We start from the raw sequence: 25,294 nt of genomic DNA on the forward strand, positions 1-25,294 counted from the left end.
CCACGGGTTTTGCGTGCCTGACATTTAAGTATCTCCCTTCTTTATATGGCTGCCATGCCATGACCGCTTGATCTTCCTGCGAGCATCGGGCACTTTGCGCGCTTCTCGCCCCCAGGAGCACCCCATGTCCGGTTCAATGGCCCAGGCCTTCGCCCATAACTTCCTGGGGCACTCGCCCCGTTGGTACAAGGCCAGCATCCTCGCTTTCCTCATCATCAACCCACTGGTGCTCTGGGCTTTTGGCCCGGTTGCGGCTGGCTGGCTGCTGGTGGCCGAGTTCATTTTCACCCTGGCCATGGCGCTGCACTGTTATCCGTTGATGCCCGGCGGGCTGTTGATGGTCGAGGCACTGTTGCTGCGCATGACCACACCCCAGGCGCTATACGACGAACTGCTGCATAACTTCCCGGTGATCCTGCTGCTGATGTTTATGGTGGCCGGCATTTACTTTATGAAGGATTTGCTGCTGTTCCTGTTTTCGCGCCTGCTGCTGGGCGTGCGCTCAAAAGCGCTGCTGGGGCTGATGTTCTGCTTTTTGTCGGCCTTTCTTTCAGCCTTTCTTGATGCCTTGACGGTCACTGCGGTCATTATCAGTGCGGCCGTGGGCTTCTATTCGGTGTATCACCGCGTAGCCTCAGGCAATGATCCACGCCAGGACAGCGAGTACAGCGACGACCGCCACCTGCCCACCTTGCACCACGCCGACCTTGAGCAATTTCGCGCTTTCCTGCGCAGCCTGTTGATGCACGGCGCCGTCGGCACCGCCCTGGGTGGCGTCTGTACACTAGTGGGGGAACCCCAGAACCTGTTGATCGGCCATGAGATGGGCTGGAATTTCACTGAGTTCTTCCAACGAATTGCCCCGGTATCGCTGCCGGTGCTGGTCGCCGGCCTGATGACCTGCGTGCTGCTGGAAAAGCTGCGCTGGTTTGGCTACGGCACCCTGCTGCCGGACAACGTGCGCCAAGTGCTGGCCAACTACGCCCGTGAAGACAACGCCGAACGCACCCCGCGCCAACGTGCGGCGCTGATTGTCCAAGGCCTGGCAGCGCTGATCCTGATCGCCGGCCTGGCGTTTCATATCGCCGAAGTGGGCCTGGTCGGTTTGCTGGTGATCGTACTGATCACTGCCTTTACCGGGATTACCGAAGAACACCGCATCGGCAATGCCTTCAAGGACGCCCTGCCCTTTACCGCGTTGCTGGTGGTGTTTTTCGCCGTGGTCGCAGTGATTCATGATCAGCAACTGTTCACCCCATTGATCCAATGGGTGCTGGCACTGCCCGCCGAACAACAGCCGGGCATGCTGTTTATTGCCAACGGCCTGTTATCCGCCATCAGCGATAACGTGTTTGTGGCGACGATCTACATCACCGAAGTCAAGCAGGCGTTTGTGTCCGGCCATATGAGCCGCGAGCATTTCGAGACCCTGGCCATTGCGATCAATACCGGCACCAACCTGCCCAGCGTAGCGACCCCCAACGGCCAGGCAGCTTTCCTGTTTTTGCTGACCTCTGCGATTGCGCCGCTGATCCGCCTGTCCTACGGGCGGATGGTGTGGATGGCGCTACCGTACACCGTGGTGATGGGCGTGCTGGGCTGGTACGCGGTCAGCTATTGGCTGTGAAGGATAAACCGTTCAATAGCCTGGGCTGCGCCGTCCTCGAGATTGCTGCCGGTGACGACATCGGCCTGGCGCTTGACGGCCTCTTCGGCCTGGCCCATGGCAATCGATAACCCGGCCACCTGAAACATCGCCGGGTCATTGCCGCCGTCGCCGATGGCCGCTGTCTGCTCCAGCGCCACGCCAAGATGAGCGGCCAGGGTTTTCAGGGCATCCCCCTTGTTGGCCTGCATGGCCGTGATATCGAGGTACACCGGTTGCGAACGCGATACCTGGGCCAGGCCTGCGAACTTGGGCTGCAACTGCGCCTCCAGGTCAATCAACAACTGGGCGTTGGCGCTGGCGGCGACGATCTTGTCGATCCGCCCCAGGACCGGCTCGAAACTCTCCACCACCACCGGCGCATATCCCAGGCCCTGCTGCTCCCGAGGCACCATTGGGCCGGTAGGGTCGCGCAGCAGCCAGTCGCCTTCGGCAAACACCCAGACTTCCACCTCTGGCTGCTCGCACAGCAGCGCCAGGGTGATCAGCGCCGCCTCAGCCGGCAAATGGTGGGCAACCAGGATGCTGCCATCCGGGTTGACCAGGGTGCCACCGTTGAACCCCGCGGTGGGCACGTCGACGCCCAGCGCTTCGATCTGCTGCAACATGGCCCTGGGCGGCCGCCCGGTGGCGAGGCTGAAAAACACCCCAGCCTCGCGCAGCGCCCTTACGGCTTCGATGGTGCGTTGGCTCAGGCTGTGATCGGGCAACAACAAAGTGCCGTCCATATCACTCAGCAAAAAACGGATGGGTTGAATCGCGTCTGCACTCATCCGAGGCTATGCCAAGCGCGGCCATCACGGGCCAGCAACGCATCTGCCGCCGCCGGGCCATCTTCGCCAGCCTTGTAGGCCTGGATCCCGTCGTCTTCTTTCCACGCATCGAGAAACGGCTGTACCGCACGCCAGCCGTTTTCGATGTTGTCCGCGCGCTGGAACAGCGTCTGGTCACCGGTCAGGCAGTCGTAGATCAGGGTTTCGTAGCCGGTGGACGGCTGCATCTCGAAGAAGTCCTTGTAGGCAAAGCCCAGTTGGATGTTGGCCATGTCCAGGGTCGGCCCGGGCTTTTTCGCCAGCAGGTCGAACCACATGCCTTCATTGGGCTGGATCTGGATCTTCAGGTACGTCGGCTTGAGTTCGTCGACTTCGGTGTCGCGGAACTGCGCATACGGCGCCGGCTTGAAGCAGATGACAATCTCGGTGTCGCGCACACTCATGCGCTTGCCGGTGCGCAGGTAGAACGGCACGCCAACCCAACGCCAGTTATCGATCATCACCTTCAGTGCCACAAAGGTCTCGGTGCTGCTGTCCGGGGCCACATTGGCCTCCTGCCGATAGCCCGGCAGCGCCTTGCCACCGATCTCGCCGGCGGTGTATTGGCCGCGCACCGAGTTGGCCCGCGCATCTTCCAGCGACCAGGGGCGCACAGCGCCAATCACCTTGGCCTTCTCGCCACGTACCGCGTCGGCACCAAACGCCGCCGGCGGTTCCATGGCAATCATCGCCAGCAGCTGGAACAGGTGGTTGGGCACCATATCGCGCAGGGTGCCCGTGTTTTCGAAGAAACTGCCCCGGGTTTCGACCCCGACGGTTTCCGCGGCGGTAATCTGCACGTGGTCAATGTAGTGGTTGTTCCAGAACGCTTCGAACAGCACGTTGGAGAAACGGCTGATCAGGATGTTCTGTACCGTTTCCTTGCCCAGGTAATGGTCGATGCGGTAGATCTGCTTTTCGCTCATGACCTTGAGCAGGCAGGCGTTCAACGCCTCGGCGGTGGCCAGGTCGGAGCCGAACGGCTTTTCGATCACCACGCGGCGGAAAGCCTCGGGGCTCTCCTCCAGCAGGTTGGCCCGGCCCAGGCGCTGCACCACTTCACTGAAGAAGCGCGGCGCGGTGGCCAGGTAGAACACCGCGTTGCCAGTGCCGCTGTCAGCGATTTTGCTGGCGATGTCGGCATAGGTGCCATCATCGAGGAAATCGCCCTGCACGTAGCTGATGCCCTTGGCCAACTGGGCCCACAACTGTGGGTCCAGTGCCTGTTCGGCATTGCCCTTGACCTTGCTCGCGGCTTCGGTGCGGATGAAGTCTTCGAGTTTCTTGGCGAAGTCGACATCGCTGATAGCGTTGTGATCCACCCCGACAATCCGCAGGCCCTCACCCAGCAGACCATCGCGACTGAGGTTGTACAGCGCCGGCATGAGCAGGCGCTTGACCAGGTCGCCATGGGCGCCAAACAGGAACAAGGTAGTGGGTGGAGCGGGTTCGGCCTTGGGTTTCTTGCCGTTGGCCGTCATTTTTTGGAAGTCTCCACATGGCCGCCGAAGCCGAAGCGCATAGCCGACAGCAGCTTGTCACCGTAAGTGCTTTGCTGGCGCGAGCGGAACCGGGCGAACAGCGAGTTGGACAGCACCGGCACCGGCACCGATTGCTCCATGGCCGCTTCGATGGTCCAGCGCCCTTCGCCGCTGTCGGCCACGGAACCGGAATAACCGTCGAGCTTGGGGTCGGTCGCCAGGGCATCGGCGGTCAGGTCCAGCAGCCAGGAAGATACGACGCTGCCGCGACGCCAGACTTCGGCGATGTCGGCCACGTTCAGGTCGAAGCGCTGTTCTGGCGGCAGGTTTTCCGAGTTCTTGGTCTTGAGGATGTCAAACCCTTCGGCAAACGCCTGCATCATCCCGTACTCGATGCCGTTGTGGATCATCTTCACAAAGTGCCCGGAACCGGCAGGGCCAGCATGGATGTAACCACGTTCGGCACGGTCATCGGTGGCGGTACGGTCCTTGGTCCGCGGGATATCGCCCAGGCCTGGCGCCAGGGTGGCGAAGATCGGGTCCAGGTGCTTGACGGTCTCGGCGTCGCCGCCAATCATCATGCAGTAGCCACGCTCCAGGCCCCAGACGCCACCGGAAGTGCCGACGTCGATGTAGTGCAGGCCTTTTTCCGCCAGAGCCTTGCCGCGACGCACGTCATCCTTATAGAAAGTGTTGCCGCCGTCGATGATCACATCGCCGGGTTCCATCAGTTGGCTCAGGTCGTTGATCGTGGTTTCGGTGGGTTCGCCCGCCGGCAGCATGACCCAGACAGCCCGCGGTTTTTGCAGGCCCGCGACCAGGGCGGCGAGATCGGCAACGCCAGTGGCGCCCTCTTCACTCAAGCCTTTGACGAATGCTTCATTGCGGTCGTAGACCACGGTGGTATGCCCATTGAGCATCAAGCGGCGCGCAATATTCCCGCCCATGCGGCCTAGTCCGATAATCCCCAGTTGCATGTATTGATGCTCCCAACTACAAATAAAAAATGTGTGACACAGTTTATAGCGCAATGACGAATTAGTCCGGCGCCAATCGCACTAGTTTCATCACAAAAACAGGCCATCGTTTCACCATCACTGGCTGAAAAGTCACAGCGACCCCAAAAAATAAAAAAGTTCCCTTGAGCCAAAAAAGAAATCAGAATCGCCCCTGACTCCTGCCGAGGGCCTCGACTCAAGCCCCCTGGCACCGCGATACACCGGCTATTTGCGAGGTAAGCAATGCGCACTGCACAGATCACACGCCCGCCACAAACCCTTTACGTCACCGTCCGCCGCGACGAGTTGCGCCAGTTGAAAGACGAACGTGAACAGTTGCAGCAGGAAGTGATCCGCCTGCGTGCGCAATTGCAGGCCCAGCTCACGAATCAAGCCATCACCTGCTGACCTTTTGTAGGGGCCGACTTGCCGGCAAGCCGGTTCCTACAGGGGTCGCCATCTCGGATCAAACTCACGAAGTTTTCACCCGCCCTTCCCGATAATCCTCCACCAGAACGCCGCCTCACCCATGGGCGGTGGCAATTATCGGGTTGGAGCGCTGCATGGCGATGTTCAAACGCAGCACAAAGTCTGCGACAGGGTTTGATTGGGCCGGCCTTGGCTGGATGTTCCTGTTTTTCTGGTATTTCTCGGGCATTACCCAGCTGCTGATCCAATTGACCGGTACTTCCGGCTTCAGTGGTTTCCGCCAGGCGTTCTTCATGAGTGCACTGTGGTTGGCGCCGATGCTGCTGTTCCCGCGTCGCGCCAGGCTGCTGGCGGCGCTGATCGGCGTGGTGTTGTGGGCCTGCTCCATGGCCAGCCTGGGCTATTTCTTTATTTACCAGCAGGAATTTTCCCAGAGCGTCATCTTCATCATGTTCGAGTCGAACATCTCTGAAGCGGGCGAGTACGCAACCCAATATTTTGCCTGGTGGATCGTGCTGGCCTTTATTGCCCACACGGCCTTGGCCATCTTCCTCTGGACCCGCGTGCGCCCGGTCTATCTACCCAAGGCACGGGCGATGGTCGCGGCCACCGCCATTGTGCTGGCGATTGTCGGTTATCCGCTGATCAAGCAGATAGCCACCAACGACACCCTGGAACGAGCCATCGATGGTTTCGAAACCCGTGTCGAACCTGCGGTGCCGTGGCAGATGATCGTCGCCTATCGTCGCTATACCCAGCAGTTGAACAACATGCAGGGCATGCTCGACAACGTCAGCAAGATCCCGCCCCTGAGCAACTTCAAAGACAGCATGGCCGGCCAGCCATCGACCCTGGTGCTGGTGATCGGCGAGTCCACCAACCGCCAGCGCATGAGCCTCTACGGCTACCCACGCAAGACCACCCCGGAACTGGACAAGCTGCGTGACCAACTGGACGTGTTCGACAACGTCATCACCCCGCGCCCCTACACCATCGAGGCGCTGCAACAGGTGTTGACCTTTGCCGACGAAGACCACCCGGACCTGTACCTCAAGACCCCATCGATCGTCAGCATGATGAAGCAGGCCGGCTACAAGACCTTCTGGATCACCAACCAGCAGACCATGACCAAGCGCAACACCATGCTCACCACGTTCTCGGAACAGGCCGACGAGCAGGTATACCTCAATAACAACCGCAACCAGAACGCCCGCCAGTACGATGGCGACGTGCTGGAACCGTTCTCCAAGGCCCTCGCCGACAAGGCCGAGCGCAAGCTGATCGTGGTGCACCTGCTGGGTACCCACATGAGCTATCAGTACCGCTACCCGCCGAGCTTCGACACCTTTACCGACCGCCAGGGCGTCCCGGATGGCGTGCGCGACGACCAGTTGCCGACCTACAACAGCTACGACAACGCGGTGCGCTACAACGACTTCGTGGTGTCGAGCCTGATCAAGGATTACGCCAAGACCGATCCCAACGGCTTCCTGCTGTACCTCTCCGACCACGGCGAGGATGTGTTCGACTCGGCGGGCCACGACACCCTGGGCCGCAACGAGGGCAAGCCGACGGCGCCGATGTACACCATCCCTTTCATGACCTGGGCCTCGCCGAAATGGCGCGCCAGCCACGACTGGAATATGCGAGGCGATTTACAACGGCCGTACAGCAGCTCGCAGTTGATTCATACCTGGGCCGACCTTGCCGGCTTGAGCTTCGACGAACTGGACCGCAGCCGCAGCTTGGTCAGTGATAGCTTCACGCCACGCCCCTTGCTGATTGGCGATCCCTACCAGCGTTCGCAGAAGGCCTTGATCGACTTCAGCCTGATCAAGCCCAAGGTCAGCGCCGACCCCAGGAATGTGGTGCTGAAGTAAACGCCCCCGCCCCGTCCAAAGTTAACCGGGTGATTAACTTTGGACGTTCTTGACGTTAATTCTCATTTAATAAGCTTCCTACAGACTATTCCCATAAATCTGATCAGGGACGGTGCAGATACCGATCACTCTTAATGGGAATACATGCAATGAAACTTTCAACCTTGATGCTCGCCGGCGTACTGGGCTTGACCTCGGCCGGAGCCTTCGCCGAAGGTGGCGCGGAACGCGTGAAGGAGCACTTCGACAACTTCAGCTTCACCCAGAAACAAATCCACAGCGATGCTGAGCAGACTGCCGCGACCGATGCCAAGGGCGCTGAAGGCGGCTCTGCCGAGCAGGCGCGGGATAGTGAGCAACCCAAGAGCTGACGCGCCACTTACGCTCTGATGGAGACGTTCATCAAGGCTGTCTGTGGTGAGGGGCATTCGCAACCCGACGGGATAAGCCCCTTACCACCGACGCGGCCTTAAAGCACCTTGCTCCAGAACAGCATGCGGCCATGGGCGGGGTCAAACACCGAGTCATCAAACCCAAACTTGCGGTACGACGCCTGAGCCACCGGATTGCCTTCCAGCACTTCGAGGGTGATCTTGCAGCAGCCGCGCTGACGGGCGATTTCCTCGACCTTTTGCAGCATTTTCTGGCTCAGGCCCAGGCCACGGAACTGCTCCATGACGACCACGTCATGCACGTTGACCAGCGGGCGACAGGCGAAGGTCGAAAACCCCTCAAAGCAGTTCACCAGCCCGGCCGGCTCGCCACCCACAAAGGCCAGCACGCTGAATGCGTGGGCACGCTTGGCCAATTCAGCCGGCAGTTGCTCCAGCAGATCGGCGGACAGGGCTTTGCCTCCGCCCATCGGGTCTTGCGCGTAGTGATTGAGCAGCAGGCCAATGGCCTCGGCCTGTACAGGATTGCTGTAGCTGGCTTGCAACACCAGTATTTCTGCGGCTTCCATTTCCTTCCTCGATAACAGTTAGGCAGGGATCACCTCCCCGCAAAACCTCGATTGTAAGCGGGCTGTCGGCCATAGATGAAGGAGATTAACTACAGGTTTGTGCAGGAAAGCGCTGTCACGACTCCTGCCGAATAAAAGTGGCTCAAGGCCATTATCGGCCGAAGCGCTGTAGCTGCATTTCTTGCAAGCGACTGAACGTTCGTCGGAACGCAAATTCCAGGTAACCCTCTGTGTAAAGCGACACCAGGGACACTTTGGCTTCGATGTATAACGGCACCTTGCGGTCGTAACACTCATCGACCAGGGCAATAAAGCGTCGCACGCCGTCGTCATGCACAGACAATTGCGGCAACTCACGATCCCCCGCCTCCACACGCTGGGCGCCGTCCTCGGTACCACGGGCAATCCGTCCGGGACGCTGCTGAGCACTCAAGCAGGGGACCTCGCCGAGCAATATGGCGCTGTAACGATCGCACAGTTGCATGAAATCCATGGCCGCCAACGGTTGCTCGCACAAGTCGGCATAACGGCACCACAGCACCGTTGCACAGGATTTCACCGTGGCAATGCTGCGCGAGCCCACGACCACCGGCGCATCGCTGCAGGCTTGTCCCGCGCTCAACCGCTCAAATACCTGTGCCAGTGCCTGTGGCTCATCGACCCAGTAACGCTGCTCAGCGGTGCCGGGATGCAGGCGGTGATCTTCACTGCCCGCTACCGCCACCACCTGCATATGGGCCTTGATAGCCTCGATGGCCGGCATGAAGCGGTCCCGGTTGAAACCGTCGGCGTAGAGCTGCTCTGGCGGTTGATTGGAGGTGCAGACCATCACCACCCCTTCGTCAAACATCACCTGGAACAAACGCCCGAGGATGATCGCATCGCCGATGTCATTGACGAACAGTTCGTCAAAACACAGCACCCGCACCTCCCCCGCCAATTCACGGGCCAGAGCCTGCAAAGGGTCGGGCGTGCCGGTCAACTGGAACGAGCGCTGGTGGACCCAGCCCATGAAGTGATGAAAATGCTGGCGCCGCGCAGGCACCCGCAGGCTCTGGTAGAACTGATCCATCAGCCAGGTTTTGCCGCGGCCCACCGGGCCCCAGAGATAAACCCCGGCCACGGGACCATGGGTGCCCTGATGCAAGGCCTCATGGCAATCCTGCAAGATTTGCACGGCATGACGCTGGGCATCGTCGGCGACAAAACCCTCATGCAGGGCCTGCTGGTACGCGGCCAAGGGTGAATCAAAAATCATACCGATCCATAGCCAGAATGGCTCACCTGTGGCGAGGGGGCTTGTCCCCCGTTGGGCTGCGAAGCAGCCCCAGTAGGCTCCTGAGCTCTATCTGACACACCGAAGCAGCAGGTTTTGGGGCTGCTTTGCAGCCCAGCGGGGGCGATACGGCGTTCCGGCAAGCCCCCTCGCCACAGACAAGCATCTTTACTACAGACAAGCACCTTCACTACAGAAAACCCTATGCAAGGCTTTTGCTGACCACCTCGAACACATCGCTGGACAGCTCGCCCGAACCGCGGATGCGCTCCAGTTCAGCCTTCATCAGCGCTTGGCGGGCGCTGTCGTATTTACGCCAGCGGGTCAGCGGCGCCAACTGCCGCGAGGCGATCTGCGGGTTGAAGGCATTCAGCTCGATGACCAGGTCCGCCAGGAAGCGATAGCCCGAACCATCGGCCGCGTGGAAGTTGATCAGGTTTTGCCCGGCAAAGGCGCCAACCAGCGCGCGTACCTTGTTCGGGTTCTTGATATTGAACGCCGGGTGCTGCATCAAGGCCTTGACCCGCGCAAGCCCGCCCGGCAATACGCTGGCGGCCTGGACACTGAACCATTGGTCCATGACCAGTGGGTTGTCCTTGAAGTTCTCGGCAAACACTTGCAGGGCCTTGGCCTTCTCGGCCTCGAACGGCGAGTTGACCAGTACCGCCAATGCAGTCAGGCGTTCGGTCATGTTGTCGCATGCGTCGAACTGTTCCAGGGTCGCGGCCAGCACTTCGGGCTTGCCGCTGAGCATCAGGTACGACAGCGCGATGTTCTGCAGGGCGCGGCGGGCGAAGTGCTCGGCCGACGCCACGTAAGGCGTGTTGCGCGAAAGATCGCGGTTGGCCTGGTAGCGCAGCCACAGGCCTTCGAACAGTTGGTCGGCCAACTGCTTGCGCGCAAATTCGCGGGCGGCGTGGATCGCGTCGACGTCTGCCACTTCGCTGATTTCGGTGAGGTAGGCTTCACCGGGCAACGACAACATTTCCGCGACCATGGCCTGGTCCAGGCTGTCGTCGCTCAATACGCTACGCAGTGCATTGACCAGCCGCTGATCCAGCACCAGGGCCTGGCCCTGCTGGTGTTGGCCGATCAGGTCCTGCAATACCTGCACTGCCAGTTGCTGGCCCGCCTCCCAGCGATTGAACCCGTCGCTGTCGTGTTGCATCAGGAACATCAACTGGTCACGGCTGTAGGGGAAGCTCAACTTCACCGGCGCGGAGAAACCACGCAGCAGCGACGGCAGTGGCTGTGCGGCGATATCGACGAAGGTGAACGTCTGCTCGGCCTCAGTCACCGACAACACCCGCGAGGTGCCCTGCGCGGCGGCTTCACCGGCCAGGCGCAGCGGCAAATCAGCCCCATCGGCGTCCAGCAGGCCCAGGGCCACGGGAATCACGAATGGCAGCTTTTCCACGTTGTCCGGGGTTTGCGGGCAGCTCTGGCGCACGGTCAGGCTGTAGGTCTTGGCTGCGGCGTCGTAGGACTCGCTCACCGCCAAGCGTGGCGTACCAGCCTGGCTGTACCAGCGCTTGAACTGGGTCAGGTCGGTGCCGTTGGCGTCTTCCATGGCCTTGATAAAGTCGTCGCAGGTCACGGCCTGGCCGTCGTGGCGCTCAAAGTACAGGTCGCTGCCTTTGCGGAACCCTTCGGCGCCGAGCAAGGTGTGGATCATGCCGACCACTTCCGAACCCTTTTCGTACACGGTCAGGGTGTAGAAGTTGGAAATCTCGATAAAGCTGTCCGGGCGCACGGCGTGGGCCATTGGCCCTGCATCTTCAGCGAATTGGTGAGTGCGCAGGTAGGCCACATCCTGGATCCGCTTGACGGTGGCCGAATTCATGTCGGCAGAGAAGCCCGAGTCGCGGAATACCGTGAAGCCTTCCTTGAGCGACAACTGGAACCAGTCGCGGCAGGTCACGCGGTTGCCCGACCAGTTGTGGAAATACTCGTGGGCGACGATTGCTTCGACCCGCTGATGCGCGGCGTCGGTCGCGGTCTCGGCGCGGGCCAGCACCGCACTGGAGTTAAAGATATTCAGGCCCTTGTTTTCCATGGCGCCCATATTGAAGTCGTTCACGGCCACGATCATGAAAATATCCAGGTCGTATTCGCGACCGTAGACCTCTTCATCCCAGCGCATGGACTTCTTCAGGCTGTTCATGGCGTGCTGGCACTTGTCGATGTTTTCTGGCTCGACATAGATGCGCAGCGCGACGGTGCGCTGGCTCATGGTGGTGAAGGTGTCTTCGACACACCACAGGTCACCGGCCACCAGGGCAAACAGGTAGGCCGGTTTCTTGAACGGGTCTTCCCAGGTTGCCCAGTGCCGGCCGTCTTCGCCGGGGCCGCTGGCAATCGGATTGCCGTTGGACAGCAGCACCGGATAGCTGTGCTGCTCGGCGATCACGGTGGTGGTGAACGTGCTCATCACGTCCGGGCGATCCAGGTAGTAGGTGATCTTGCGAAAACCTTCGGCCTCGCATTGGGTGCAGAACATGCCGCTGGACTTGTACAGGCCTTCCAGGGCGGTGTTGGTTTCAGGGTGGATCCGCACGCTGGTGTCGACAGTGAAGCTGTCGCTGAGCGGCTGCAATGTCAGGTGGCTGTCGCTCAACTGGTAGTCGGCAGCGCTCAGTTCCCGGTCGCCCAGGTTCACGCTCAACAGCTCCAACTGCTGACCGTCCAACACCAGCGGCGGCAGGCCGGCACCGCGCTCGGGATTGCGGCGCATCACCAGCTGCGCGTGGACCAGGCTATGGTCCTCGAACAACTCGAAGGTCAGGTGGGTCTCGTCGATCAGGTACTCGGGCGCCTGATAGTCCTTCAGGTAGATCATCTTCGGTTGTTCGGTGCGCATGCGTGAAATCCTTCTACTGATGCACGGCGAGCTGGTAAGCCGTGTATTTACGAATATTGATAACGCCGGTATCGAAGATCAGGTATTGGCCCTTGACCCCCAGCAGCGTGCCTTCGGCAATCGGGTTCTTGTCCAGGTTGAAGCTGACGATCTTGGTCGGATATTGCTCCACCGGGTAGCGGATTTCGAGGGGCTCGATATCAGTCACCGGTTGGATAGCCTGCAGGCCAAAGCGTTCCTGCAATTGCAGCAGGCCGTCAGCGCAGGAGACGAACAGCTCATCGCGCACCTGCTTGAGGTCCACCGTGCTCGCGTCGCCCTTGAGCAAGGCGCGCCAGTTGGTCTTGTCGGCGACCTGGCTGCGCAGTACATCCTCGACAAAACCTGATTGCTGGCGTGTGGCCACGCGCATGATCGGCAGCGCCTGGCTTGCCCCCTGGTCCAGCCAGCGCGTGGGCAACTGGGTGGCGCGGGTGATGCCGACCTTGATCCCCGACGAATTCGCCAGATACACCACATGGTCGGTCATGCAGAATTTTTCGCCCCAGGCCGGATCGCGGCAAGTGCCGGCATCGAAATGGCAGCGCTCAGGGCTCATGATGCACAGGTCGCACTGGGCCAGCTTGGTCATGCATGGGTAGCAATAGCCCTGGCTGAAACTGGTCTTGGTCTTGCGTCCGCAATGGGTGCAGTGGATCGCACCGAGGTATTCCAGGCGTATATGAGTGCCAATCAACGGGTTGACCGGCACCTCGGTGTCACCCAGGCGAAAAGCGTATTGAACGGTCGGCGAACCCAGTTGCGCCGACATCTTGCTGACTGCACCACGGCCAATCTCAATCAATGGATGGCATCCGACTTGAACAGGATGTTTTCCACCGGGGTCGATTTGGACTGGCATTCCTGCGGGCCCATATAGCCGGTGCGCTGGTCTTCCGGCAGGTTTTGCAGCTCCCAGGCGATCATCGCCTGCAGGGACAGTTCACGCTGTTCGGCGGTGAGCTTGCGGCCGTCGGACCATTTACCGATTTCCACCGCGAGCTTGAGGCTCTGGTAGATATCCGGAGTGATGTTTTCGATCATTTCAGCAAAAGAGGACATAAGACTCTTCCTTAAAGAATGGGCAGAGATTCAAGCGTTACGTTTATGGCGGCTGTACAACCCGCCGAGCAAACCGGTGATGCAACCCACCACCAGGCCGCCGACATGGGCCGCATTGGCGATTTCGCCGAAACCGATCATCGACACCAGGCCCGACAAACACAGCACCAGCCACACCAGCATCATCACCAGCACGCCACGGGGCAGGCGATACGCGGGGTTGGGCGCGAGCAACTGATAGATCCAGCAATGGCCCAACAGGCCGTACAGCACGCCGGACAAACCGCCAAACAGGCCGGGGCCGCCAAAGGTGTATTGCGCGTAGTTGGAGGCCAGGCTGAACAGCAACGTCAGGCCCAGCAGGTTGATACTGCCCTGGCGCGACTCGATCCGCCGACCCAGCTCCCAGTACCACATGCCGTTCATCGCCAGGTGGAGGATGCCGAAGTGGATCAGCATCGGCGTCACCAACCGCCACCACTGCCCCGCCGCCAGGCTGTCGGCCAAGGGGGTGAAGTACAGGTATTCGCCGGCCACGTGGAAATTGAGGAACGTCAACCAGCTCATTGCTTGCAGATTGTCACCCAGCATCGTGACAGCGCCGACGATCAGGCTCAGCAGCAGCACCGTGGCGGTCAGTGGGCTGTGGCGCAATTGCAGGAGGAAACCGGGACGCTTGCCCACCTGCTCCGGGGGAAGGTCCAATTGCTGGTCCGGGTCGCCAGCAGGAAAGCGTTGATACAGGCTGCGTACGTCCTCGCTGATCGCGTCCGGCACCCAGAGCACCTGCTCGCCGGCCTCTTCGCTGACGCGATGGGGCACTTGCATGCGCTGCAGCAGTTTGACGAAGCCACCCAGGTCCACGCTCAGGGGCAAGCGCAATACCGCAACGGTACTCATGAAATCACCTCAGGGCGCTCGACATCGACCCAGACAAATTTGTTCGGGTCGAGGCGGGTTTCTTGATCCAGTCGATAGGCCACCAGCTTGCCGTAGAGCACCGCGCTGTAGTCCAGGCAGGCCAGGTTCGAGCGGATCGGCGCCGGTTTGCCGCTGCGCCAGTAGTGCCCCACGAACAACAACGGCTCATCGACGCCATAACGCAGCAGGGAGTTTTTCTCAGTCGAGGACAACGGTGTACGCGCCACCGGGTCAGGCAAGGCGTCAGGCTGGAAAACAATATCGCCATAGGTCTTCGGGTCGTCCTCCCAGAACTTGGTGCGGAAGAACGAACGGGTCAGGCCGTCGCCACCGGTCAGCGTCAGGCCGTCCGGCAGGCGCATATCGGTGCCGCGCAGCAGGCGGTCGAACGCGTTGCAGGCAAAACTGCCAGGCACCGCCGCCGCCTGCAGGAAGTGCTCGTCAATACAGCCATCGGGGAATTGCCTGCGCAGCGGCTCGATCAACCCCGAATCCCAGCAGGCGTGCACCACGCGAAAGCGCCCGGCGTCGACAAACAACGGCATGTCGTAGAACCAGGCCAGGAAGTCATGCCAGTCGCCAGGATGGTGTTCAAACTGGGTCAGGGTCTCGTGGATCAGCCGCGCGTGGCGTGGCGAATGTTCGCGCACGTACTGCTTGCCACTGCCGGGAGGCGCCAGGGTGCTCCAGCCCAGGGCGTTGAACTCATGGTTGCCCATGATGCACAGCGCCTGGCCGGCTTCGGTCATGTCATGGACGATATGCAATGCCTCGCGGATCCGTGGCCCACGGTCGATGATATCGCCGAGGAACACCGCCATGCGTGAGGGATGGCGCCAGGTGCCGCCCTGCTTGTGGTAACCCATCTGGTCGAGCAGGTGCTCAAGGGTATGAGCGCAACCGTGCACGTCACCAATCAGGTCGTAGCTACGCGCGGGATCGAGCATCAGTCGCCTCCACCCCCCAAGCGGCTGCCCCAGCCCAGCTTGGTGCGACACACTTCGTAGTAGTTGTGATCCAGCGGATGGATCAATCGCAGCTTCTGCGCCTTTTTGCTCACGGTGATGGTGTCACCGGGGGCGCAGGTGAAGTGGTTCTGCCCGTCACAGGAGACTTGCGGGTAGATCTGCATGTCTTTGGAAACCACGATTTTCAGCTCACTGTTGCCATCGACCACAATCGGCCGGCTCGACAACATATGGGGGTACATCGGCACGATCACAATGGCATCGAGCTTGGGATGCATGATCGGCCCGCCCGCCGACAGCGCATAGGCCGTGGAACCGGTGGGCGTGGCGACGATCAGGCCGTCGGCTTTCTGACTGCAGACGAACTGGCCGTCGATGTACAACTCGAACTCGATCATCCGCGTCGATTTGCCAGGGTGCAGCACCACGTCATTGAGGGCATCGCCCTGGCCGATGGCTTCGCCGTGGCGACGCACTTCGGCTTGCAGCAGGAAGCGGTTTTCTACCAGGTAATGACCGTCCAGCACCTTGGCCACTTCGACTTCCAGGTCATCGGGGCGGATATCGGTAAGGAACCCCAGGCTGCCGCGGTTGATCCCCAGCACCGGCACGTTGTGCCGCGCCAGGGCGCGAGCGGCGCCCAGCAGGCTGCCGTCGCCGCCGACCACGATCACCATGTCGCAGACTTCACCCAGCATTTTGCGCGACGAGGTCTGCAGGCCGTGGCCCGGCAGAATCTCGGCGATGGTGTCTTCGAGGATCACATGCAGGTGGCGCTCAAGCAGAAACTTTTTCAGCCGGCGGACGGTGTCCAGAACCTGGGTACTGCCCAGGCGACCGATAATGCCGATATTGCGAAATTGCTCCATGGGGCTCCTGCAGGGTTTGGGTGTGGCGAAAAACAACGATTATGGGCGAAAGGCCGCATTAGACAAAATCCTTTGTCGCCGCAGGGCCCAGACGACAACGGTTCTCAACACCCGACACGATCACCCCGGCAGTAGGAAACAGCTATGCTCGGACCATGAATCCGTTCCCAGACTTGCAGGACTTGCCCCGTCAATTACACCATCCCGAGGTGCGGGACCTGGCGTGGGTGATCCTCGCCCCGCCGATGCTGGAACAGACCCCCTGGCCGCAACGCCACCCCCTGGCCGGCAGCGAGTGGGTGCAGCGGCCTGCGGCTCTGGAGCAATGGCTAAGGCACCTGGACCAGGACAGCAGCGCCCTGCAGCATTGGCTGAGCCTGGCCCGCACCCGGCGCCTGGGCCTGTATTACGAGCGTCTGTGGCAATTTGCCGTGCAGCACGCCCCAGGCGTGGAGTTGCTGGCGGCCAACCTACCGATCCGCCAGGCCGGGCATACCTTGGGTGAGTTGGATATGCTGCTGCGCGACCGTGACGGCGTGCATCACCTGGAACTGGCGATCAAACTCTACCTAGGGCCTCAAAACGGCAGCGGCCAGGACACGGCACAGTGGCTGGGCCCTGGCTGCCATGACCGACTGGATCGCAAGCTGGCCCACCTTGCCGACCATCAGTTGCCGATCTCGGCCAGAGCCGAAAGCCGGGAGGTGCTGGCAGCGCTGGATATCCAACAGTTCGATGCCCATCTGTGGCTGGGAGGTTACTTGTTGTACCCCTGGCCCGGCGAGGCTGAGCCACCCCTTGGCGCCCATCCCAAGCACTTGCGCGGGCGCTGGTTGCATCAGCGTGATTGGCGGGATTTTATCCGCAACAGCCCGTCGGGGCGCTGGCAACCCCTGCCCCGCCACGCCTGGCTCGCGCCGGCGCATTACCCGACAGAGGACGTGTGGACGGCAGAACAGATGCAATGCTGGCTCGCCGACCTTGACCCGATGGCGCCGGCGCAGTTGTTGGTGCGGATGAATCAGAACGGCGAGGAGTGGGAGGAAGCTGAGCGGCTGTTTCTGGTGGCGGATCTTTGGCCGAATGTGCCGGGGGCGGGCTGATATTCCGATGGTGGATTTGAGGGCCTCATGGCAGCATCGGTATCTACACAATTTTCAGACACTGACGACCTCCCCTGTGGCGAGCGGGCTTGTCGGAACGCCGCATCGCCCGCGCTGGGCTGCGAAGCAGCCCCAGTAAGCAGAGTGCGGTGTATCTGATACTCCGTAGCGGCTGGTTTTGGGACTGCTTCGCAGCCCAGCGCGGGCAAGCCCGCTCGCCACAGGGGAGGTCGTCAGCTTGTCGGAACGCCGCACCGCCGCGAGAGCGCTAGCCGCAGCGCTACAAACCATCAATATGCCGATAATCCACCTGCAACCCGGCGGCCAGCTCACGGGCCCGACCCAACCTGATCGGGCCGCGTTCAATATCCACCAACAGCCCGGGGCACTCCAACCCGGGCAACTGGCCGATATCTTTCAACCGGCCATCGGTAATCACCAGTAATCGCTGCTGTTCAGCCGGATACCGCTTGCGCCGTGCTACCAGCCAATGCCCGACCTCGGTCAATGCCGCCAGCAACGGCGTCCCGCCGCCCGCGCCCAGCCCATCCAACCATCGGCCCAAGCCCTTCGCGGCCTTCAAGCCTTGGACCTGCCAGCTCGGTACCTGCCCGCTGGCCGTCAGCAATGCCAACCGCGCCCGTTGCCGATAGGCATCGTCAAACACCTGCGCCAGCAAGCCCTTGGCATCGCTCAACGCCTGATGGCGCCGCGTGGACGCCGAGGCATCGACAATCACCAGCCACAACTCAGGAGCCGAGCGGCTGCGCAGGTGGTAGCGCAGGTCTTCACGAGATTGCGGCCGCCCCACCAGCAAGGTGCCCGGCCAGTTGACCAGGCCCTGCTGCGCGCTGCGCGCCTTACCCTGCCGCCCGCTGCTCAATCGCCCAGCCTTGGGGCGGGCATCCACTCCCGTGTCAGGTCGGGGGCGGATGCCTAGGGCTTTTTTGGCCAGGCCGGCACCTCTCGGCGAGCGCCCATGGGCAACGCAGGCGCGGGCATATCGCCCCACTGACCTTGGCCTGGCGCGTTATCTGAAGGCTGGGGCGCCTGGCCCTGCTCGGGCGTGCTCGCAGGCGAAGAGCTTTCCTGGCGACGGTGACGCAGGGCAAATTCGGCCACAGCCTCTATATCTTCTTCAGCGATAGCCACGGCACCACGCCACGCGGCATGGGCCCGCGCCCCGCGCAACCACACCAGATCGGCACGCAGGCCATCGACCCCGGCGGCAAAACAGCGCTCGCTAATCTGCGCCAGGGCCTGGTCATCCAGGGCGATGCTGGCCAGGCGCGCACGAGCCTGGGTACAGCGTTCGCGCAGCGCCCCTTGCTGATCGGCCCACTGCGCACAGAAGGCCGCAGGGTCGCTGTCGAAATCCAGGCGGCGGCGGATGATCTGCCCACGCTCGGCCGGCAGGGTCTGCCCGCTCAGTGCCACATTGAAACCAAAACGATCCAGCAGTTGCGGGCGCAACTCGCCCTCTTCCGGGTTCATCGTACCGATCAGCACAAAACGCGCCGAGTGCCGGTGGGAAATGCCGTCGCGCTCGATCAGGTTGGTGCCGCTGGCAGCGACGTCGAGCAGCAGGTCCACCAGGTGATCGGGCAGCAGGTTGACTTCATCCACATACAACACGCCGCCGTCAGCCTTGGCCAGCACGCCGGGGGAGAACTGCGCACGGCCTTCGGCCAACGCAGCATCGAGGTCCAGGGTACCCACCAGGCGCTCTTCAGTGGCGCCCAAGGGCAAGGTGACAAACTGCCCGCTGGCCAACAGATCGGCCAAGCCGCGGGCCAGGGTGGACTTGGCCATGCCGCGCGGGCCTTCGATCAGTACGCCGCCGATCTTCGGATCGATGGCGGCCAGGCACAGCGCAAGCTTCAGGTCGTCGGCGCCGACTACAGCCGACAATGGAAAATGTGGGGTGTCAGTCATACTGATATCTCGATGAATTCTGTAGCGCCCCTGTAGGAGCGAGCTTGCTCGCGAAAATAGTCAACGTTGACGCGAGCCTTGATGAGCGCGTTGCCCTTGGGTTTTTCGCGAGCAAGCTCGCTCCTACAGTGAGGCGTGCGCTCTTTTGGCACTGAGCTTCACGGCAAGCACGATCAGCATCAGGTGTCTTCTTCTATGTCCAGCAACAGGTTTTCCAATGCCTCGCGGTACGCCCCAGGCTCCTGCCACATGCCGCGCTGCTGGGCTTCGAGCATGCGCTCGGTCATGTCACGCAGGGCATCGGGGTTGTGCTGTTGCACAAACGCCCGGGTGTCGGGGTCGAGCAGGTAGGCATCGGCCAGCAATGCATACTGATGATCGTCGATCAGTGCGGTGGTTGCGTCGAAGGCGAACAGGTTGTCCACCGTTGCAGCCATCTCGAACGCACCTTTATAGCCGTGGCGCTTGACCCCCTCGATCCACTTTGGATTGGCCGCGCGGGAACGGATCACCCGGTTCAGCTCTTCCTTGAGCGTGCGGATTTTCGGCAGGTCCGGCTGGCTATGGTCGCCATGGTAACTCGCGGCCTTGGCCCCACTGAGGGTTTCTACCGCGGCGAGCATGCCACCCTGAAATTGATAGTAGTCATTGGAGTCGAGCAGGTCGTGCTCGCGGTTATCCTGGTTCTGCAGCACTGCCTGAACCTGGCTCAGGCGCTGGGCGAACTGTTCACGAGCGGCGGTGCCTTCATCGGCACCGCCATAGGCGTAGCCACCCCAATTGAGGTAGACCTCGGCCAGGTCTTCGCGGCTTTGCCATAGGCGGCCGTCAATTGCGCCCTGCACACCCGCACCATACGCGCCGGGCTTGGCGCCGAAAATGCGCCAGCCGGCCTGCCTGGCCGCGGCCTCCTCATCCAGGCCAGACTTGAGCAGCGCCTCACGCTCGCTGCGCACTTTGGCTGCCAGCGGGTTCATATCGTCCGGCTCATCCAGCGCCGCAACCGCTTGCACGGCAGCATCGAACAGCCGGATCAGGTTGGCGAACGCATCCCGGAAGAAACCGGACACCCGCAGGGTCACGTCCACTCGCGGGCGATCGAGCAAGCTGATAGGCAGGATTTCAAAGTCATCGACACGCTGGCTGCCCGTGGCCCACACCGGACGCACGCCCATCAGCGCCATGGCCTGGGCGATATCGTCACCACCCGTACGCATGGTTGCGGTGCCCCACACAGAAAGCCCGAGTAGGCGCAAATGGTCGCCGTGGTCCTGCAGGTGTCGCTCGAGCATCAGGTTCGCGGACTGGAAACCGATCCGCCAGGCGGTGGTGGTCGGCAGGTTGCGTACATCGACGGTGAAAAAGTTCCGCCCGGTCGGCAGTACATCAAGGCGCCCCCGGCTCGGCGCACCGCTGGGGCCGGCCGGTACGAAACGACCGCCCAGGGCATCCAGCAAGCCGCGCATTTCCGCCGGGCCGCAGGCATCCAGGCGCGGCGCGACGACGATGCGCAGGCTTTCGATTACCGATTTCACGTCTTCCCAACCCGGCTCCTCAAGCTGTTCGAGCGGCCCTTCCAACGCCTGTTCGATCAGCCGCGCCGCGTACAACTCCAGGCGCTCGCGGGTATCACCAGCGGTGCGCCACAACTGGCCGTCGATTTGCTGCAACACTTCGGGGCGGCGCCCGGTCCAGGGCTCTGCCAAGGCACAGTCCAGTGGGTCAAAGCCCAGTTCGAAGGCCTTGGCCAACACGCGCAGCAGGCTCGATTGCGGGCCGCGCCCGTCGCCACGCGGGATGCGCAGCAGGGCCAGCAAGGTGTCGATACGCAGCCGACCTTCGGGTGATTCACCAAAGATATGCAGGCCGTCGCGGATCTGCGATTCCTTCAAATCGCACAGGTAGGTATCCAGGCGCGGCAACCAGACCGCAGCGTCGGCATCGTTATCCAGCTCAAGCTCTTGGTCGATACGGGTTTCGCGCACCAGCTTGAGGATGTCCTTTTGCAGCTCCAGGGCGCGTCGTGGGTCGAGCAATTGCGCTTCGTAATACTCGTCTGCCAGCAGCTCCAGGTTGCGCAGCGGGCCATAGGTCTCGGCGCGGGTCAGCGGCGGCATCAAATGGTCGATGATCACGGCCTGGGTGCGCCGCTTGGCCTGGGCCCCCTCGCCCGGGTCGTTGACGATAAACGGGTAGATATTGGGCAACGGCCCCAGCAGCGCATCCGGCCAGCAGTGCTCGGACAGCCCGACGCCTTTGCCCGGCAGCCATTCCAGGTTGCCATGCTTGCCGACGTGGATCACGCCATGGGCGCCGTAGGTGTGGCGCAGCCAGAAATAGAACGCCAGGTAAGCATGGGGCGGCACCAGGTCCGGGTCGTGGTACACCGCACTGGCATCCACCTGGTAACCCCGCGCCGGCTGGATGCCGACAAAGGTCAGGCCCAGGCGCAGGCCGGCGATCATCATGCGCCCGTCGCGACACATCGGATCGTTATGGGGCGTACCCCAACGCTCCAGCACAGCCTGGCGGTTGGCCTCGGGCAAGCGATTGAACATCGCCTGGTAATCGTCCAGGCCCAGGCTTTGGTGGCAGGGTCGCAGGTCGAGACTGTCGAGATCGTTGGTCACGCCGCCGAGCAGCTCATGGATCAAGGCCGTGCCGCTGTCCGGCAAGGTGGATGGCAGCGGATAACCTTCGGTTTGCAGGGCCCGCAGGATATTCAAGGCAGCAGCCGGGGTGTCCAGGCCAACGCCGTTGCCGATGCGCCCGTCGCGGGTCGGGTAATTGGCCAGAATCAGGGCGATGCGCTTATCTGCATTCGGCACCCGCGCCAGTTCGACCCAGCGCCGCGCCAGTTCGGCCACAAAATCCATGCGCTCGGGCGCCGCGCGATAGCACACTACGTCCGACTGACTGCGCTCGCTGCGCCAGGCCAGATCCTTGAAGCTGATCGGGCGGCTGATGATGCGCCCGTCCAGCTCCGGCAAGGCGATGTGCATGGCCAGGTCGCGTGGGCCAAGGCCTTGCTCGCTGGCTTCCCAACCGGGTTGGTTGTCCTGGGCGCAGATGGCTTGTATCACCGGGATATTGCGGCGAAACGGTCGCAGATGGGGTGCTTCGGGGCTGGACTGGGCAAAGCCGGTGGTGTTGAGAATCACCGCCGCCTGCACCTCATCAAGCAGATCCTCGACCACCGCCAGGCAGCCCGGCTCTTTCAAGCTGGCCACCGCCATTGGCAACGGGTTGAGGCCCGCAGCCTGCAAGCGCTGGCAGAACACATCGATAAAAGCGGTATTGGCCGCCTGCAAGTGCGAGCGGTAGAACAGCACCGCCGCCACCGGCCATGCAGCGTTCCAGTCTGCCTGCCAGTCATTGAGGCAAGCATTGGCTTTGTGTGGGTGATAAATCGCGGTGCGCGGCAGGGTTTGCGGCTCGTCCCAGGGGTAATTGCGCCCCAGGTAGCTGCTGGCCAGGCAGCGATAGAAATCCAGCGCATTCCCCAGCCCACCCTGGCGCAAAAAGTGCCACAGGCGGTCACGCGCCGGCGCATCCACGGTGCTCAGGCCGCTGAGTTCGGGGTCGGGACGATCATCCCCTGGCACCAGGATCAGCTGCACGCCCTGCTCGGCCAACTCCACCAGGCGCTGGATACCGTAGCGCCAATAGCCAATGCCACCATGCAGGGATATCAGGATGACCTTGGCGTGACGCAGCACCTCGTCCACATACAGGTCCACCGACGCGTGGTTCTGCACCTGCATCGGGTTGGCCAGGCGCAGGCTCGGATAGTCATCGGGCAGTTGCTGGGCCGCTTCGGCCAGCAGCGCCAGGCTGGAATCACCGCTGCACAGGATCACCAACTCGGCGGGAGTCTGTCCAAGGTCGGCGATGTTGTCATCGGAGACGAAACCGCCGGGCTGGGTCCTGAGCAGATGCATGGGTTAAACGCTGAGGGCGGCGCGCAATTGCGCTTCGAGGCCCGCTGCATCCAGGTCCTGGCCGATCAGCACCAGGCGCGTGATGCGCGCTTCGTCAGCGCTCCAGGCACGGTCGAAGTGTTTGTCGAAACGCGTGCCCACGCCCTGGATCAGCAATCGCATCGGCTTGTTTGGAATCGCTGCGAAGCCTTTGACACGCAGGATGCCGTGCTGCACCACCAATTGGGTCAAGGCATCGAGCAGCAGTGCTTCGTCAGCCTGTGGCAGGTCGATGGAGATGGAATCAAAAGCATCGTGATCGTGATCGTCTTCACCTTCGTGGTGATGATCGTGATGGCTGTGGCGCCCGTCGATATGCTCCTCGGAGCCGGCACCCAAGCCGATCAACACGTCCAGGGGCAGGCGACCACTGCTGGCTTCGACGATTTTCACCGCTGGAGGCAGCTCTTCGGCCACTTCCAGGCGCACGCGGGCCAGGTCTTCGGCGCTGATCAGGTCGGTTTTGTTGAGGATCACCAGGTCGGCGCTGGCCAGTTGATCGGCAAACAGTTCGTGCAGCGGCGATTCGTGGTCCAGGTTGGGATCCAGTTTGCGCTGGGCGTCGACCTGATCCGGGAAGGCGGCGAAGGTGCCAGCCGCCACGGCTGGGCTGTCGACCACGGTAATCACCGCGTCAACCGTGCAGGCGCTGCGAATTTCCGGCCACTGAAAAGCCTGCACCAGCGGCTTTGGCAGGGCCAGGCCGGATGTTTCGATGAGGATATGGTCCAGATCGCCACGACGCGCGACCAGTTCACGCATCACCGGGAAGAACTCTTCCTGGACGGTGCAGCACAGGCAGCCGTTAGCCAGCTCATACACACGGCCGTTGGCCTCTTCTTCGGTGCAACCAATGGAACACTGCTTGAGGATCTCGCCGTCGATACCCAGCTCACCGAACTCGTTGACGATCACGGCGATACGGCGGCCCTGGGCGTTATCCAGCATATGACGCAGCAAGGTGGTTTTGCCCGAGCCGAGAAAGCCAGTGACGATAGTAACGGGGAGTTTGGCCAGTGTTTTCATTGGATGCCCTTTGGGGCGGGCATACGGGACGACTGGCCCTGCGGCGACGCGCAGGCGCTGGATTCGTCACCGGATCACCCCGCCCGGTTGAAATGGAAAATCGGTTGCGAGGCAGGTCTCCTGGCTTGGGGCTTGCCGGCCTGGAGGCTGGCGCTGGCTGCGCCTTCCCGCCGGATACAGGCAGTGGCGTGGCAGTCAGATAAACCCTTTACAGTTGCGGGGGCAGCCGCGGCATCGACCGCGTTCCCTTCTTAGCTTCGGCCTGGGCCGAAGAACCTCGAAGGTGCAAGGCTACGCAGTGCGAGAGGACGGGTCAATGTCGGCAAACCCAGATCAATTTTTACCCCACGGCACTCTGAGAAAAAACCTGTATCACTCTGCAGGCCTCGGCGGGGAACAAGTTTGAATGGGGCGCCACACATTTACCGATTCATGCATTTGCAGCCCTGTTGGCATTGCTCACAGGAGTCCATCTGCGGTGAACGCCCTATACAGCAGTGAATTCGAGGATCTGTCATGACACTTTCAATATCTCAGCCCCACAATCTCTACTCTCCGCCGATCGCACCGGGCAACAACCAAGGGGCGGCTGAAGCCAGCGGTAACAGTCGCACAACCCGTGCAACGCCAGAGGAATCACGCCCAACACGTTCTCCCTCGTCCTATAACAACAAGCGTCTGCTGCAAGAGGTAAAGAAACACTTTAGGGAGTACGCAGCGGGGGCCGATGACAAATACGTCAACTTTAATGAGCTAAAAGAAGCTGCCGGCCACCGTCCAAGCACTAGAACATTTTCTGCCCAAGCATCAGCAGTTGCGGATGAGCTGCTCAAACGCAGTCGCCTACTTAACGAGTTGGATATTGGCGTTGGGTTTACTTGGGATGGACGGGGCTTGAAAGATCAAAGGTTTGATCATGACAACCTTGATCACATGATCGGACGGTTGCCTGACAGGGTCAAATTCAAGTGGCGATCCTAAGGATAAACCTGTTGAAACAAGCACCTATACTCACCAACCATCGGTAC

The 25,294-nt window shown here is 61.5% G+C and carries 21 protein-coding genes and 1 riboswitch; of the genes, 6 read left to right on the forward strand and 15 right to left on the reverse strand.

Annotation, left to right across the window (positions count from 1 at the left end; translation table 11 throughout):
* Positions 1-124: 124 nt before the first annotated feature.
* Positions 125-1,627, forward strand: a complete 1,503-nt coding sequence (nhaB, locus tag GDV60_RS14100) for a sodium/proton antiporter NhaB (protein WP_092236911.1) — start codon at positions 125-127, stop codon at positions 1,625-1,627.
* On the opposite strand, the gene GDV60_RS14105 is transcribed toward nhaB, so the two are convergent.
* Genes GDV60_RS14105 through gnd form a run of 3 tightly spaced genes read right to left on the reverse strand, consistent with a single transcriptional unit; the run spans position 1,615 to position 4,936 of the window.
* Complete coding sequence (locus GDV60_RS14105) at positions 1,615-2,439, reverse strand: HAD family hydrolase (RefSeq protein WP_159907758.1); 825 nt, start codon at positions 2,437-2,439, stop codon at positions 1,615-1,617. The genes nhaB and GDV60_RS14105 overlap by 13 nt on opposite strands.
* On the reverse strand, positions 2,436-3,959 hold the full coding sequence (zwf, locus tag GDV60_RS14110; RefSeq protein WP_159907761.1) for a glucose-6-phosphate dehydrogenase: 1,524 nt from the start codon (positions 3,957-3,959) through the stop codon (positions 2,436-2,438). The genes GDV60_RS14105 and zwf overlap by 4 nt, the downstream gene beginning before the upstream one ends.
* A complete protein-coding gene (gene gnd, locus GDV60_RS14115) occupies positions 3,956-4,936 on the reverse strand; it encodes a phosphogluconate dehydrogenase (NAD(+)-dependent, decarboxylating) (protein WP_070995262.1) in 981 nt (326 codons plus the stop codon). Before gnd ends, zwf begins: the two co-directional genes overlap by 4 nt.
* A gap of 279 nt (positions 4,937-5,215) precedes the next feature.
* Between gnd and GDV60_RS14120 the strand changes: the two genes are divergently transcribed.
* The 3 genes from GDV60_RS14120 to GDV60_RS14130 all read left to right on the forward strand — a co-directional run bounded on the left by GDV60_RS14120 (position 5,216) and on the right by GDV60_RS14130 (position 7,637).
* Positions 5,216-5,365 (forward strand): DUF6026 family protein, encoded by a 150-nt coding sequence (locus GDV60_RS14120; RefSeq protein WP_222936214.1) that lies wholly within the window; start codon positions 5,216-5,218, stop codon positions 5,363-5,365.
* A 155-nt stretch (positions 5,366-5,520) separates the two neighbouring features.
* Entirely contained in the window at positions 5,521-7,266 is a 1,746-nt protein-coding gene (locus tag GDV60_RS14125; protein WP_029291462.1) for a phosphoethanolamine transferase CptA, read from the forward strand.
* A gap of 149 nt (positions 7,267-7,415) precedes the next feature.
* Complete coding sequence (locus GDV60_RS14130) at positions 7,416-7,637, forward strand: hypothetical protein (RefSeq protein WP_029291460.1); 222 nt, start codon at positions 7,416-7,418, stop codon at positions 7,635-7,637.
* A gap of 98 nt (positions 7,638-7,735) precedes the next feature.
* On the opposite strand, the gene GDV60_RS14135 is transcribed toward GDV60_RS14130, so the two are convergent.
* From GDV60_RS14135 to GDV60_RS14170, 8 genes are all read right to left on the reverse strand, one after another.
* Entirely contained in the window at positions 7,736-8,227 is a 492-nt protein-coding gene (locus GDV60_RS14135) for a GNAT family N-acetyltransferase (protein ID WP_029291458.1), read from the reverse strand.
* Between the two features lie 151 nt (positions 8,228-8,378).
* Positions 8,379-9,485 (reverse strand): cell division protein ZapE, encoded by a 1,107-nt coding sequence (zapE, locus tag GDV60_RS14140; protein ID WP_159907763.1) that lies wholly within the window; start codon positions 9,483-9,485, stop codon positions 8,379-8,381.
* 220 nt (positions 9,486-9,705) lie between these two features.
* A complete protein-coding gene (pepN, locus tag GDV60_RS14145; RefSeq protein ID WP_159907766.1) occupies positions 9,706-12,363 on the reverse strand; it encodes an aminopeptidase N in 2,658 nt (885 codons plus the stop codon).
* A 13-nt stretch (positions 12,364-12,376) separates the two neighbouring features.
* Positions 12,377-13,207 (reverse strand): DUF2797 domain-containing protein, encoded by an 831-nt coding sequence (locus tag GDV60_RS14150; protein ID WP_092236931.1) that lies wholly within the window; start codon positions 13,205-13,207, stop codon positions 12,377-12,379.
* Complete coding sequence (locus GDV60_RS14155; protein ID WP_029291449.1) at positions 13,204-13,464, reverse strand: YeaC family protein; 261 nt, start codon at positions 13,462-13,464, stop codon at positions 13,204-13,206. The genes GDV60_RS14150 and GDV60_RS14155 overlap by 4 nt, the downstream gene beginning before the upstream one ends.
* Before the next feature lie 30 nt (positions 13,465-13,494).
* On the reverse strand, positions 13,495-14,364 hold the full coding sequence (locus GDV60_RS14160; RefSeq protein ID WP_070995258.1) for a rhomboid family intramembrane serine protease: 870 nt from the start codon (positions 14,362-14,364) through the stop codon (positions 13,495-13,497).
* On the reverse strand, positions 14,361-15,335 hold the full coding sequence (locus tag GDV60_RS14165) for a metallophosphoesterase (protein ID WP_175581895.1): 975 nt from the start codon (positions 15,333-15,335) through the stop codon (positions 14,361-14,363). Before GDV60_RS14165 ends, GDV60_RS14160 begins: the two co-directional genes overlap by 4 nt.
* Positions 15,332-16,222 carry an NAD(+) kinase gene (locus tag GDV60_RS14170; protein WP_010210870.1) on the reverse strand — a complete coding sequence of 297 codons (891 nt, stop codon included), beginning with the start codon at positions 16,220-16,222 and terminating at the stop codon, positions 15,332-15,334. The genes GDV60_RS14165 and GDV60_RS14170 overlap by 4 nt, the downstream gene beginning before the upstream one ends.
* A gap of 155 nt (positions 16,223-16,377) precedes the next feature.
* Here GDV60_RS14170 and GDV60_RS14175 point away from each other — a divergent pair, with 155 nt between their 5' ends.
* The gene (locus GDV60_RS14175) at positions 16,378-17,325 is read left to right on the forward strand and encodes a DUF1853 family protein (protein WP_159907769.1); all 948 of its coding nucleotides are present in this window, start codon (positions 16,378-16,380) and stop codon (positions 17,323-17,325) included.
* Between the two features lie 280 nt (positions 17,326-17,605).
* Here the strand turns inward: GDV60_RS14175 and GDV60_RS14180 are convergent, their stop codons facing one another.
* The 4 genes from GDV60_RS14180 to cobW form a co-directional block, all read right to left on the reverse strand.
* Positions 17,606-18,208, reverse strand: coding sequence for a VWA domain-containing protein (locus tag GDV60_RS14180; protein ID WP_159907771.1), 603 nt, complete (start codon positions 18,206-18,208; stop codon positions 17,606-17,608).
* A gap of 53 nt (positions 18,209-18,261) precedes the next feature.
* Positions 18,262-19,260 carry an ATP-binding protein gene (locus GDV60_RS14185; protein ID WP_104912444.1) on the reverse strand — a complete coding sequence of 333 codons (999 nt, stop codon included), beginning with the start codon at positions 19,258-19,260 and terminating at the stop codon, positions 18,262-18,264.
* Positions 19,261-19,439: 179 nt separating this feature from the next.
* Complete coding sequence (cobN, locus tag GDV60_RS14190; RefSeq protein WP_159907774.1) at positions 19,440-23,201, reverse strand: cobaltochelatase subunit CobN; 3,762 nt, start codon at positions 23,199-23,201, stop codon at positions 19,440-19,442.
* Positions 23,202-23,204: 3 nt separating this feature from the next.
* Complete coding sequence (gene cobW, locus GDV60_RS14195) at positions 23,205-24,266, reverse strand: cobalamin biosynthesis protein CobW (protein ID WP_029291434.1); 1,062 nt, start codon at positions 24,264-24,266, stop codon at positions 23,205-23,207.
* Positions 24,267-24,358: 92 nt separating this feature from the next.
* Positions 24,359-24,561, reverse strand: a riboswitch (cobalamin riboswitch).
* 221 nt (positions 24,562-24,782) lie between these two features.
* Here cobW and GDV60_RS26570 point away from each other — a divergent pair.
* A complete protein-coding gene (locus tag GDV60_RS26570) occupies positions 24,783-25,247 on the forward strand; it encodes a hypothetical protein (protein WP_169870892.1) in 465 nt (154 codons plus the stop codon).
* Positions 25,248-25,294 lie beyond the last annotated feature (47 nt).

The organism is Pseudomonas sp. DTU12.1 (genome assembly GCF_009873475.1).
In the GTDB taxonomy this organism is placed as follows: domain Bacteria; phylum Pseudomonadota; class Gammaproteobacteria; order Pseudomonadales; family Pseudomonadaceae; genus Aquipseudomonas; species Aquipseudomonas proteolytica.